This is a genomic window from Pseudomonas sp. USHLN015, assembly GCF_037153275.1.
Lineage (GTDB): Bacteria > Pseudomonadota > Gammaproteobacteria > Pseudomonadales > Pseudomonadaceae > Metapseudomonas > Metapseudomonas tohonis.
On the sequence record NZ_JBBCKP010000014.1, the window covers coordinates 164,568 to 176,745 of the forward strand.

Below are 12,178 nucleotides of genomic sequence, written 5' to 3' on the forward strand. Positions count from 1 at the left end.
TGATCTGAAGATATGAAAAGTTGAATTTTCATGACTTTATGCCCGTGGCAATGTCGACTGCAAGAACCACTGGGTTCTCCCCCACAACCCACGCCCCATCGCGAGGCAGACAAGAATGAACATGCCGCAGACCTCCACCCCCTCCCTGGCCAGCCAGCTGAAGCTGGACGCCCACTGGATGCCGTTCTCCGCCAACCGCAACTTCCAGCGTGACCCGCGCCTGATCGTGGCCGCCGAAGGCAGCTGGCTGATCGACGACCAGGGCCGTCGTATCTACGACAGCCTGTCGGGCCTGTGGACCTGCGGCGCCGGCCACTCGCGCAAGGAAATCCAGGAGGCCGTGGCCAAGCAGCTCGGCACCCTCGACTACTCCCCCGGTTTCCAGTTCGGCCACCCGCTGTCCTTCAAGCTGGCCGAGAAGATCGCCAGCCTGACCCCCGGCGAGCTGAACCACGTGTTCTTCACCGGCTCCGGCTCCGAGTGCGCCGACACCGCCATCAAGATGGCCCGTGCCTACTGGCGCCTGAAAGGCCAGCCGCAGAAGACCAAGCTGATCGGCCGTGCCCGTGGCTATCACGGCGTGAACGTCGCCGGCACCGCCCTGGGCGGCATCGGCGGCAACCGCAAGATGTTCGGCCAGCTGATGGACGTCGACCACCTGCCCCACACCCTGCAGCCGGGCATGGCCTTCACCAAGGGCATGGCCGCCACCGGTGGCGTGGAGCTGGCCAACGAACTGCTCAAGCTGATCGAGCTGCACGACGCCTCCAACATCGCCGCCGTGATCGTCGAACCGATGTCCGGTTCCGCCGGGGCCATCGTCCCGCCGGTGGGCTACCTGCCGCGCCTGCGCGAGATCTGCGACCAGCACAACATCCTGCTGATCTTCGACGAAGTGATCACCGGCTTCGGCCGCATGGGCAAGTGGACCGGCGCCGAGTACTTCGGTGTGACCCCGGACCTGATGAACGTCGCCAAGCAGATCACCAACGGTGCCATCCCGCTGGGCGCGGTGATCGCCAGCCGCGAGATCTACGAGACCTTCATGAACCAGGCCACCCCGGAATACGCGGTGGAGTTCACCCACGGCTACACCTACTCCGCCCACCCGGTCGCCTGCGCCGCCGGCCTGGCCGCCCTGGAGGTGCTGGAGAAGGAGAACCTCATCCAGCAGTCAGCCGAGCTGGCTCCGCACTTCGAGAAGGCCCTGCACGGCCTGAAGGGGGCCAAGCACGTGGTCGACATCCGCAACTGCGGCCTGGCCGGTGCCCTGCAGATCGCCCCGCGTGACGGCGACGCCATCGTCCGTCCGTTCGAGGCCGGCATGGCCCTGTGGAAGGCCGGCTTCTACGTCCGCTTCGGCGGCGACACCCTGCAGTTCGGGCCCACCTTCAACGCCAAGCCGGAAGAGCTCGACCGCGTGTTCGACGCCGTCGGCCAGGCCCTGCAAGGCGTCAACTGATGAGCGCACGGCCCCAGGCTGTGCCCACCGTGCAGGTGGACACCGACGAGGTCATCGTCACCGAGTGGCGCTTCGCCCCCGGTGCCGAGACCGGTCGCCACCTGCACGGCCATGACTACGTGGTGGTGCCGATGACCGATGGCACCCTGCTGCTGGAAACCCCGGAGGGCGACAGGCATGCCCCCCTGGTGGCCGGCCGGAGCTACTTCCGCAAGGCCGGCGTCGAGCACAACGTGATCAACGCCAGCGACCACGAGATCGTCTTCATCGAAACCGAAATCAAGTGACGTCCACCCTCTCCCCGTGAGGAGAGGCCCGGCGCGAGCCCGGTGCCCGCGCCCCAGGACCACCCCGACAAAGCCCTACAAGAGAGATGACCATGAGCACCATCCAGCACCTGATCCACGGTGAGCTCGTTACCGGCGAAGGCCGCACTGCCGACGTGTTCAACCCGTCCACCGGCGAATCCACCCGCAAGGTCGCCCTGGCCAGCCGCGCCACCGTGCAACAGGCCATCGACTCGGCCAAGGCCGCCTTCCCGGCCTGGCGCAACACCCCGCCGGCCAAGCGTGCCCAGGTGATGTTCCGCTTCAAGCAACTGCTGGAGCAGAACGAAGCGGAAATCTCCCGCCTGATCAGCGAAGAGCACGGCAAGACCCTCGAAGACGCCGCCGGTGAACTCAAGCGCGGCATCGAGAACGTCGAATACGCCTGTGCCGCCCCGGAGATCCTCAAGGGCGAATACACCCGCAACGTCGGCCCCAACATCGACGCCTGGAGCGACTTCCAGCCCCTGGGCGTGGTCGCCGGCATCACCCCGTTCAACTTCCCCGCCATGGTGCCGCTGTGGATGTACCCGCTGGCCATCGCCTGCGGCAACTGCTTCATCCTCAAGCCCTCCGAGCGCGACCCCAGCTCCACCCTGCTGATCGCCCAACTGCTGCACGACGCCGGCCTGCCCAAGGGCGTGCTCAACGTGGTGCACGGCGACAAGGAAGCGGTGGACGCCCTGATCGAAGCGCCTGAAGTGAAGGCCATCAGCTTCGTCGGCTCGACCCCGATCGCCGAATACATCTATGCCGAAGGCACCAAGCGCGGCAAACGCGTCCAGGCCCTGGGCGGCGCCAAGAACCACGCCGTGCTGATGCCCGATGCCGACCTCGACAACGCCGTCAGTGCGCTGATGGGCGCTGCCTACGGCTCCTGCGGCGAGCGCTGCATGGCCATCTCCGTGGCCGTGTGCGTGGGCGACCAGATCGCCGATGCGCTGGTGCAGAAGATCGTCCCGCAGATCCAGGGCCTGAAGATCGGCGCCGGCACCAGCTGCGGCCTCGACATGGGCCCGCTGGTCACCGCCGCCGCCCGCGACAAGGTGGTCGGCTACATCGACGACGGCGTCGCTGCCGGCGCCAAGCTGGTGGTGGACGGCCGCGGCTACCGCGTTGCCGGCCATGAAGACGGCTACTTCGTCGGCGGCACCCTGTTCGACAACGTCACCGCCGACATGCGCATCTATCAGGAAGAGATCTTCGGCCCGGTGCTGTGCATCGTCCGCGTCGGCAGACTGGAAGACGCCATGCAGTTGATCAACGACCACGAATACGGCAACGGCACCTGCATCTTCACCCGCGATGGCGAGTCCGCCCGCCTGTTCTGCGACGAGATCGAAGTGGGCATGGTCGGCGTCAACGTGCCGCTGCCGGTGCCGGTCAGCTACCACAGCTTCGGCGGCTGGAAGCGCTCCCTGTTCGGCGACCTGCACGCCTATGGCCCGGACGGCGTGCGCTTCTACACCCGCCGCAAGGCCATCACCCAGCGCTGGCCGCAACGCGCCAGCCATGAGGCCGCGCAGTTCGCGTTCCCGAGCAACAACGCCTGAGTGATCGGGTGAGATAGCAAAAAGGCCAGTCGTTTGACTGGCCTTTTTGTTGGCGGCGATTCAGGCGTTCGATACCGCTCATGAGCACCGGCAAGCCTCGTGTAGGGTGTGCTGCGCGCACCGGCGATGTTCCAGCGAGAGCGGGCGCACGCCTTGCCACCTCGGCCATTCGGCGGTGCGCACAGCGCACCCTACGAGAAAGTCCTGAGCCTGGGTCAGCTCTCCAGGTACCGCGGCACCTTCTCCCACTGCATCCACAACTCGCCCTGCCATTCCAGCAACAGCAGCCGCTCGTTCTGCCAGCCAATCATCACGTGGCGGGGCGTGTGGGCGTGGGTGTCCTGCCGGTCGCGCAGGGTGGGGATCACCTCGCGGGTCAGCCATTCATCGAGCTGCTGGCATTCGGGATGGCCGAAGCGGATCAGCGCCTTGTAGAGGCCGGCTTCGCTCATCGCATCGATCGTCTCTTCGGCGCCGCTGCGGCGGTGGTACAGGCGGATGCGGCGGGTTTCGTGGGGCTTGAGGCGGCGGTGCAGGGCCTGTGGATGATGCAGGCCGAGCAGGCGGGCGAAGTCGTAGGTGGAGAACCAGGGCTGGTTGTCGATCATCACGCCGCGCAGGGGGCGGTTATGGCGGAGGAAGGTGGTGGGGATGTATGCGTCATGCATCGTGAAGCTCCCGTGGCTGTTAAAGGAGCTGCCACCTACGTCGCTAAACGAAAGGGTGGCAGACCGCAACGGGGTTAGCGAACCGGGCCACGGCCGGCAGACCCGTAGGGTCTCCCCGCGCGGTCTGCCATGGAGGGCGTGCAGTTTAAAAAACTGCGCGCTGCTCAGGTGCCACGGGAAACGTCCGTTGTTTCCCGTCAGCACCGTAGGCAAAACACGCATGTGGTTTCAGGTCGCTAAACCCGGCCGCAGATTGACTGCGACCGGGCGAACTTAGGGAGCAGTTCGGGGGCTAACAAGGGGTTGCGGAGTGTTTGGGAAATTTCCTCGGCGAGTTTGCTCGTGAAGCCGCAAAGGCTGACTCGATTCGGGTTGTCGGGGCATCCAGAGTCTGTTCCCTGCTTCGATCAAAGGAGGCCACACGATGCTTTACCCGATCGCAATTCTTCCTGGTGATAACGCACACGCCTGGGGCGTGGAGGTGCCGGACCTGCCCGGCTGCTTCTCGGCGGGGGATGACCTGGACGAGGCGATGGCCATGGCGCGAGAGGCCATCGAGGGGCATCTGGAGTTGTTGGCGGAGGAGGGCGCGCCGATCCCGGTTGCGCGCAAGGTGACCTTCCATGCGGAGGATCCCCGCTATGCCGGGTGCACCTGGGCGCTGGTGGATATCGACGTGACCCGCTACATGGGCAAGGCCGAGAAGCTCAACATCACGCTGCCCGGCTACCTGCTCAATCGCATCGACGAGTACGTGCGCACCCACCCGGAGCAGAAGAGCCGTTCTGGCTTTCTGGCGGCTGCTGCGTTGCGGGTTTTGCAGGAGCATTGAGGGCTCCGCCTGCCACGGCGTACTGCCCACAATTTCTGTGGACCAGCCTGTGGATATCTTCTGGGCGGATTGCTGCGAGCCAGGCTCTGTGGTGGCTGCGCCCGGCCGCTCGGTTTTTCGTCAATCGCTCTGCGGAGGCTGCCGGGCGAAGTCGATGATCGCCTGGATGGCCGCTCGCGCTTGCGGGCTGTTGTGCCAGCAGGTGGAGCCCATCATCTGGGAAATCTGCCGGGTGAGATCGGCGGCTTCGCAACCGGCCAGTTGTTCCAGGGTGCGGAAGCCGATCTGTTCCAGGCGGTCGACCACAGTCGGGCCGACGCCTTTGAGTGCCACCAGTCGGGCGCGGGTAATGGGGGAGAAGCCTTGGTCGGCGGTCATGTCGCTGGCGTTCCGGCTCGAAGTTGGAGAGAGCAGGTTAAAGCATGCGTGGCGCGATCGACTCCGATTGCGTCCGATGCCTTCCCCGGGCTACGGGTGTGGAACCCCGATGGGCTGCCCACAATTTCTGTGGGGCAAGCTGTGGATAAGTTCTGAATGGTTGGCTGCGGAGCAGGCCGCCCGCGGTGTTCAGGCGGCTGGTCGTTTTTCCGCCATCACGTGTATTCGCGGCACCAGGTTTCGCCGTATTCGGCCAGCAGGGCCTGTTCCAGCACCTTGGCCTTGGCGGCTTCGGCGAAGCGGAACAGCACCCAGGCGAGGCTGCGCACGAGTTGCTCGCGGGTCTTGTAGTTGGGGATGTCGTGGATGGCGTCGGTGGCCTGTTTGAACCAGGCGAAGAGTTCGCGCTGGTCGGCGTCGTCGGCGCCGAGCAGGTAGATGAAGAGCATGCCGACCAGGGGCAGGCTGAGGTCGAAGTTGTCGCGGTTGAAGGTCAGGCGGGCGAAGGGCACGGTGCGCAGCACGCGGGCGATTTCGTCGTGCAGCCAGGCGTCGCCAGCGAACTCGTCCTTGAGCTTCTGCTTCTTGGCCAGCATGCCGGGCTGGTGGGCGAAGCGGCCGACCTGGGCCAGCAGCGCGAGGCGGCGGGCATGGGCGTCGAGGCTCATCTCGCCGTCGAACAGCAGGACCATTTCCCAGCGATTGAGGCGGCAGCGCGGGTAACCGTGCTCGGCCAGCACCCCGGCGGCGTCCTTGGCCGCGCGGAAGAGCAGCTGCAGGTGATGTTCGCTGGCGGCGGGCGGCGTGCCGCCATTGAGCAGCAGGTAGTAGTAGAAGGCCTGCAGGGTGGCGTCATCGAGCTCCTTGGGCGGCTTCTTCACCAGCGGGGTGATGCTGGGGTGGTGGCTGCAGTCGTAGCTGTTGGAGCTGTTGGCCTCGGCGAAGTCGGCTTCGCCGGAGGCGATGAACTGCTGGATGATTTCCGTCTTGCTGGACATGGGCGTTCCCTGGTTGGCGGCGCCAGGGAGCATAGAAGGACAGGTGGGATTTTTCCGTGCGGCGGGTGGCGTTCCCGAGGGGCAGGACATTGCAGAACGGTTGCAGCGGCCGGCCCTGCTGTTGGGCTTCGTCGAGTCCCGCCCAACCTACGCTTTATTCGCCAACTGGCGGTGCGCCGCGTCCAGTGCATCGAGAAAGCCTGCCATGGCCGCCTTGGGGGCCTGGCCCTGGCGGGTGATGCAGTGGAAGGCCGAGCGATAGGCCAGCCGCTCTGGCAATAACGCACGCAGTTGGTTTCGGTCCACCCAGTGAGCGGCGTAGTGCGTGGGCAGGTAGCCCAGGTAGGTGCCGGAGAAAATCAGGGTGGCGATCGCTTCCATTGCGTAGGCGCTGACCGTTTGGGTGAAGTGCATGCCGTGGGGCCGCTGGTTTTCCGTCAGGTAGCCACGGCCCACGTACTCCGCCGCGCAAATGTCCGCCAGGCTCAGGTCCGCTTCGGCGCGGTGGAACAGGGGGTGGCCGGCGGAGCAGTAGAGATTCTGCTCTTCCTCGAACAGTGGCTGGTAGTTGAGGCCTGAGAGTTGGTGATGGAACGCGCCGATGGCCAGGTGCAGGCGTTCTTCCAGTACCGCGCGTTCCAGTTCATCGGGGCGCAGCATGTGCAGGTTCAGGCGTACCTCGGGCAGGCGCTGGCGGAACTGCCTGATGGCCAGCGGCAGGGGGGCGCATTCGAAGCTGATGAGGCTGTCCACCGTGCCGATCTGCAGGCTTTCCCTGGCCATCCCCCCAAGGCGGTTGGCCTGGGTGCGGAAGCGTTCGATATCGCCGAACAGCAGTTGCGCCAGGTCGAACAGTTCCTGGCCTTCTTCGGTCAACTGGAAGCCGCTGTTGCCGCGCCGGCAGAGGGAGCACCCGAGGCGCTCTTCCAGATCGCGGACCACTACGCTCAGGCGCGACAGGCTGGTGTTGAGGCTGGCCTGGGCTGCGGTGAAGCCTCCCGCGTCGACGATGGCGCAGAAGACCCGCAACATGCGCAGGTCGATATCGGAAAGGTTGCCCAGCATGCCCACCTCCAGGCCGGTTGCCGGGGCCGTCTGTGGCGCGGTCCCGGCATGAGCCTACCAACTCGTGGCGCTGGGGTCAGCGGGTGGCGATAGCGTCGGCGAGGATGCACATCAATTCGAACATCAGGGTGGCACCCACCAGGGCTGTCGCTCCGCCCTGGTCGAACGGTGGGGAGACTTCCACGACGTCCGCGCCGACCAGGTCCAGGCCGCGCAGGCCGCGGATCATCTGTTGGGCCTGGAGGGTGGTCATGCCGCCGATTTCCGGGGTTCCGGTGCCGGGGGCGAATGCCGGGTCGAGAACGTCGACGTCGAAGCTGATGTAGGTGGGTCCGTCACCCACGACCCGGCGAGCCTCCGCCAGGGTGGCGTGGACGCCGAGTTCGGCGAACTCCTCCATGTGGATCACGCGTATGCCGCATTCCTCGGCGAAGGCTTCGTCCTCGGCGGAGTAGATGGAGCCGCGAATACCGATCTGCACGGTGCGCTTGGGGTCCAGCAGGCCCTCCTCCACGGCGCGGCGGAAGGGGGTGCCATGGGTGTAGGGGTTGTCACCGAAGTAGCGGTCGTTGGTGTCGGAGTGCGCGTCGAAGTGGATCATGCCGATGGGGCGATGGCGGGCCAGGGCGCGGAATATGGGCAGGGTTACCAGGTGGTCTCCGCCCACCGACAGGGGCACGGTCCCCGCCTGGTGGATTTCACGGAAGAAGCCCTCGATGCGCTTGAGCGAATCGAGCAGGTCGATGGGGTTGACGGGGCTATCGCCGAGGTCACCGATGCGCACCAGGTCATAGGGTGCGATGTGGCTGACGTGGTGCACCTTGCGCATCAGGCTGGACATATTGCGCACTTCGCGCGGGCCGTGACGGGCGCCGGCGCGGTTGGTGGTGCCGCCGTCCCAGGGGACGCCCACCAGGGCGAGTTGCAGGTCGGCTGGGTCGTTGAAGATCGGCAGGCGCATGAAGCTCGGGATGCCGGCGAAGCGTGGTATGAGCGCAGCATCTAGCGGCTGTGGGAAGTCATGGGTCATGGGTTCTATCTCGCGGGTAGTGGGCGCTTCATGGGCGCCCTGGATGGTCTTCAATCGGTCGCGGTGCGCAGATCAGGAGCGGGTTGGGTCAGCAGGCTGGTGACCACGAAGGTCAGCAGGCTGACGAGGAGGCCGAAGTAGATGGGGGTGTTGGCCAGGATGCCGTCACGGACCATGAAGGCGATGACGGTGAGGCTGCCGGTGACCATGCAGGCCATGGCGCCCTCGGCGGACGCGCGGCGCCACATCAGGGCGCCCATGATTGGTACGAGCAGGCCGCCCACCAGCAGGTTGTAGGCGATGGAGAGGCCGGCGATGACGTCGTTGACCAGGCAGGCCATGGCCAGCATCGCCGCGCCGAGGGTGAAGGTTATCCACCGGCTGCTGGCCAGGTGGTCTTCGCCGTCACGACTGAGAAAACGGCTGTAGATGTCTTCCTTGAGTACGGTCGCTGCGGCCAGGAGGCAGGCGCTGGCGGTGGACATGATGGCGGCCAGGGCGGCAGCTACCACGAGGCCGCGCAGGCCGGCTGGGAGTACGTTGCGGGTGATCTCGGCGAAGGCGTTCTCGGCCACCGACAGGTCCGGCAGCAGCAGCCGGGTGGCGGCACCGATGAGCGCGCAGGCGCCGCCATAGAGCATGCAGTAGAAGCCAGCGCCGAGGCCGGCGTAGCGGACCACGCCCTCGCTGCGGGCGGTGAACAGGCGCTGCCAGATGTCCTGGCCGATCAGCGCGCCGAAGAAGTAGAGCAGGAAGTAGGCGGCGATGGTGTCCAGGCCGATGTTGCCCAGCTCGAAGAAGCCCGCCGGCAGGTTGGCCTGCATCGCCGCCAGGCCACCGGCCTCGCCCACGCTGATGGGCAGCAGCACGAAGAAGATGCCCAGCGTCATGATCACGAACTGGATGATGTCGGTGAGCGTCAGCGACCACATGCCGCCGATCACGGAGTAGAAGATCACCAGTCCGCCGCCGCAGAGGATGGCGGGAATGCGCGGGATATCGAATACCACCTCGGTGACCGAGCCGATGGCGATGGTGGCGGTTACGGCCACCATCAGGTCGTAGGCCACCATGACGACGCCGCCGATCAGGCGCGAAGAGGCCTGGTAACGCTGTTCGAGGATCTGGGTGACGGTGAAGACCCTCAACTGGGCTATCTGCCGCGAGAACACCAGGCTGAGTACGATGATGCCCAGCCCCAGCATGAAGACCAGCCAGAGACCGGATATCCCGTACTGGTAGCCCAGGCGCACCGAGCCGATGGTGGAAGCCCCGCCCAGCATCACCGCCGAGAGCGTGCCGAGGTAGAGGACTGGCCCGAGGCGTCGCCCGGCCAGGAGAAAATCATCACGGGTCCTGGCCTTGCGCATGCCCCACCAGCCGAGGCCCGCCATCACCAGCACGTAAATCAACATCGTCACGTAGTCGATCGCCATGGTGCTGCTCCTTTGTTGTTTTTCTAGGCTCGGGTCCGCCCTGACGGCGGGTCTGGCGAGGATAGGAGGGGGGCGTGCGGGACAACATCACCGCGGTGGCAAGCTGGGTTGCGCCAGGCGGTAAGTAGGGCAGGCGGTGAGTGGAAGAAACGGGATTCAGCCGAGCCTCGGCTCCTGCGAGCGCGGCGGGTGGCGTTCCCGTGCGGGTCGTTCAGTGTGTCCCCGCGTTGGCTAGGGTGAGGGGGTGACGGTGCCAGGGCGCGGACCGGCTCGGCGGCGCTGGTTTTTCCCCGGGCGCTATGCGCAAATGCCTGCCGACTTCCCACACCATACGGCTCCCTTCCATGCGCAAGGCCGATCGCCTGTTCCAGGTCGTCAACCTGATCCGTACCCACCAGCCCATCACCGCGCAGCGCCTGGCGGAGCGGCTGGGGGTGTCTACGCGCACCATCTATCGCTATGTCGACGACCTGTCCCTGAGCGGCATCCCGATCTACGGCGAGGCGGGTGTGGGCTATGCGCTGGACGAGCATTTCGAGCTGCCGCCGCTGGCGCTCAACCGCGACGAGCTGGATGCCCTGCTGCTGGGCGTGGAGCTGATCTCACGCACCGTGGGCGACGAGATGGCCGATGCCGCGCGTTCGCTGCTGAGCAAGATCCAGGCGGCGGTGCCGGAGCATGCCCTCGACCCGCAGAGCGCCCCGGTGCGGGCCTTCGTCAGCCCCTTCACTCCGGAACAGCTGCGTCACTGGGACAGCCTGCGTCGCGCCATCGGCGAGCAGGCGGCGGTGCGCATCGATTACCTGAGCCTGGATGAGCGCGCCTCGCAACGGGTGATCTTCCCCCTCGGCCTGTTCTACTGGGTGGGCAAGTGGACGGTGGGCGCCTGGTGCGAGCTGCGTGGCGAGTACCGCGATTTTCGTGTCGACCGCATCCGCAATCTGGCGCGCCTGGCCGACGCGCCGCCGCTGCCGGAAGGCCTCAGCCTGGCCAGCTACATGCGCCACCGCAGTTGCGAGGCGCAGGTGCAAGAGGCGCAGGCCACTGACAGAACGTTGTCAGCAGAGGAGGCATAGGCTGGGCCGTCTCAACCAACGGAAGGGCGATCGCCATGCAAGATTCTTCGGTATTGGAACTGGTGCTGTTCAAGACTAAACCCGGCCGCGAAGAGCGCATCGCCGAGATCCGTGCCGGTGTGCGCGAGGCCCTGAAGACCTGCGACGGCTTCCTGGGCTTTCGCAGCTTCATTTCGGTGGAAGGCAGCCACGTGTTCGCCGACCTCGCCGAGTGGTCGTCCCACGAGAACGCGCTCAGCGCGGCACGCGCCTTCAACGGCGCAGACCCGCGCTTCCAGCCCTACATGCGCGAGATCAAGGAAGTGATCTTCATGGGGCACTTCAGCCCGGGCGAGTAGCCCGGCGTCTCGGCGGCGGCTTCTGCAGGCATGAAAAAGCCCGGCATGTGCCGGGCTTTCGTTTGCGTTACCTCAAGAGGATCACGCAGGCGAAACACAACTCGGCCCTAGGCTTCACCGAGCATCTTCCACCTGACCCGCTCCGGCCCTACGGTGACCTTCTCCGGCAGCGGCCATATGCGTGGTGTGCGCTGCTCCAGGGTCAGCGTGGGCAAGATTTCCCCCTCCTTGAAGCGCTGACGGGCTTTGCCTTGCACGGTGATCCAGAAGAAGTCCACATCCATCGCTGCCCAGTAACCCGCACGCGGGCAAGGCTCGCCGCTGACGCAGATGAGCGACGAATCCAGGTAGACGAAGTGAGGCGACTCGGGCGTTGGTCGGCCGGTGGCGGGGTCGAGGTGCTTGTCCCTGGCCAGTTGGCCGATCAGCGCCTCGCTGGGCTTGGGCGGCGGGATATTGGCCTTGCGCTCCTCCAGCCACTGGAGCTTGCCGTCCCAGGGCGGCAGCTCAGCAGGGGGTAATGGCAGGATTTCATTGATCTCGGGGACCTTGGGGGAGGCGTAGGAGTAGTCCGCAAGGATGCTCCAGATTGCCTTGTAGCGTTCGGCGCGTTCGAGGTCTTTACCCTGGCCCAGGTAGTGGAGAGAGTTCGTTGGCGGGGGGCCACGAAAGCCTTCCTCCAGAAAGCCTGCCGATGCTTCATCGCCTGCTGCAACGCCTAGTTGAAAGGCTTCCAGCGCTTCCCGATAGCGGCCAACTCCAGCCAGATTGACACCGAGATCCGAGGCCGCATCGCCATGCCCTTGTTCTGCCGCACAGCGACGCATCTGCCGGGCGATATCCGGGGCGATGTCGATAGGGGCCAACTTGTCCGCCACCAGGGCCTGGGCCAGGGCACTGCCTTTGTCGGCGGCCTTGCGGTAATAGCGCAGGGCCAATTCCGGGTCCTCCCTCAGGCCGGCAGAGCCACGCTGCAGGAACAGGCCAACGAAGTAGTAGCCCGTGGCGACACCGGC

Annotated in this window: 13 protein-coding genes; 6 read left to right on the forward strand and 7 right to left on the reverse strand. The window is 65.8% G+C overall.

The window, feature by feature from the left end; genetic code table 11:
• Nucleotides 1-115 precede the first annotated feature (115 nt).
• From WFQ67_RS26275 to WFQ67_RS26285, 3 genes are all read left to right on the forward strand, one after another.
• Nucleotides 116-1,462 carry an aspartate aminotransferase family protein gene (locus WFQ67_RS26275; protein ID WP_337058621.1) on the forward strand — a complete coding sequence of 449 codons (1,347 nt, stop codon included), beginning with the start codon at nucleotides 116-118 and terminating at the stop codon, nucleotides 1,460-1,462.
• Nucleotides 1,462-1,749: a cupin domain-containing protein gene (locus WFQ67_RS26280; RefSeq protein ID WP_111261989.1), complete on the forward strand. Its 288-nt coding sequence runs from the start codon at nucleotides 1,462-1,464 to the stop codon at nucleotides 1,747-1,749. The genes WFQ67_RS26275 and WFQ67_RS26280 overlap by 1 nt, the downstream gene beginning before the upstream one ends.
• Before the next feature lie 92 nt (nucleotides 1,750-1,841).
• Nucleotides 1,842-3,341 carry a CoA-acylating methylmalonate-semialdehyde dehydrogenase gene (locus WFQ67_RS26285; protein WP_337058622.1) on the forward strand — a complete coding sequence of 500 codons (1,500 nt, stop codon included), beginning with the start codon at nucleotides 1,842-1,844 and terminating at the stop codon, nucleotides 3,339-3,341.
• Between the two features lie 215 nt (nucleotides 3,342-3,556).
• Here the strand turns inward: WFQ67_RS26285 and WFQ67_RS26290 are convergent, their stop codons facing one another.
• The gene (locus tag WFQ67_RS26290) at nucleotides 3,557-4,009 is read right to left on the reverse strand and encodes a BRO-N domain-containing protein (protein ID WP_337058623.1); all 453 of its coding nucleotides are present in this window, start codon (nucleotides 4,007-4,009) and stop codon (nucleotides 3,557-3,559) included.
• A gap of 424 nt (nucleotides 4,010-4,433) precedes the next feature.
• On the opposite strand from WFQ67_RS26290, the gene WFQ67_RS26295 reads away from it, so the two are divergent.
• Nucleotides 4,434-4,841 (forward strand): type II toxin-antitoxin system HicB family antitoxin, encoded by a 408-nt coding sequence (locus WFQ67_RS26295; RefSeq protein WP_213626379.1) that lies wholly within the window; start codon nucleotides 4,434-4,436, stop codon nucleotides 4,839-4,841.
• A gap of 120 nt (nucleotides 4,842-4,961) precedes the next feature.
• Here WFQ67_RS26295 and WFQ67_RS26300 read toward each other — a convergent pair whose 3' ends face one another.
• The 5 genes from WFQ67_RS26300 to WFQ67_RS26320 form a co-directional block, all read right to left on the reverse strand.
• Nucleotides 4,962-5,219, reverse strand: coding sequence for a DUF4332 domain-containing protein (locus WFQ67_RS26300; protein ID WP_263151313.1), 258 nt, complete (start codon nucleotides 5,217-5,219; stop codon nucleotides 4,962-4,964).
• 215 nt (nucleotides 5,220-5,434) lie between these two features.
• Nucleotides 5,435-6,217 carry a hypothetical protein gene (locus WFQ67_RS26305; RefSeq protein ID WP_337058624.1) on the reverse strand — a complete coding sequence of 261 codons (783 nt, stop codon included), beginning with the start codon at nucleotides 6,215-6,217 and terminating at the stop codon, nucleotides 5,435-5,437.
• Nucleotides 6,218-6,364: 147 nt separating this feature from the next.
• The gene (locus tag WFQ67_RS26310; RefSeq protein WP_337058625.1) at nucleotides 6,365-7,282 is read right to left on the reverse strand and encodes a LysR family transcriptional regulator; all 918 of its coding nucleotides are present in this window, start codon (nucleotides 7,280-7,282) and stop codon (nucleotides 6,365-6,367) included.
• 76 nt (nucleotides 7,283-7,358) lie between these two features.
• Nucleotides 7,359-8,312: an agmatinase gene (gene speB, locus WFQ67_RS26315; RefSeq protein WP_213626374.1), complete on the reverse strand. Its 954-nt coding sequence runs from the start codon at nucleotides 8,310-8,312 to the stop codon at nucleotides 7,359-7,361.
• A 50-nt stretch (nucleotides 8,313-8,362) separates the two neighbouring features.
• The gene (locus WFQ67_RS26320) at nucleotides 8,363-9,748 is read right to left on the reverse strand and encodes a sodium:solute symporter (RefSeq protein WP_337058626.1); all 1,386 of its coding nucleotides are present in this window, start codon (nucleotides 9,746-9,748) and stop codon (nucleotides 8,363-8,365) included.
• 344 nt (nucleotides 9,749-10,092) lie between these two features.
• On the opposite strand from WFQ67_RS26320, the gene WFQ67_RS26325 reads away from it, so the two are divergent.
• Together WFQ67_RS26325 and WFQ67_RS26330 are read left to right on the forward strand one after the other, a co-directional pair.
• The gene (locus WFQ67_RS26325; protein WP_111261981.1) at nucleotides 10,093-10,824 is read left to right on the forward strand and encodes a helix-turn-helix transcriptional regulator; all 732 of its coding nucleotides are present in this window, start codon (nucleotides 10,093-10,095) and stop codon (nucleotides 10,822-10,824) included.
• 35 nt (nucleotides 10,825-10,859) lie between these two features.
• The gene (locus WFQ67_RS26330; protein WP_184489557.1) at nucleotides 10,860-11,162 is read left to right on the forward strand and encodes an antibiotic biosynthesis monooxygenase family protein; all 303 of its coding nucleotides are present in this window, start codon (nucleotides 10,860-10,862) and stop codon (nucleotides 11,160-11,162) included.
• Nucleotides 11,163-11,269: 107 nt separating this feature from the next.
• Here the strand turns inward: WFQ67_RS26330 and WFQ67_RS26335 are convergent.
• The coding region (locus tag WFQ67_RS26335) for an SEL1-like repeat protein (RefSeq protein ID WP_337058627.1) at nucleotides 11,270-12,178 on the reverse strand (909 nt) is incomplete at its 5' end.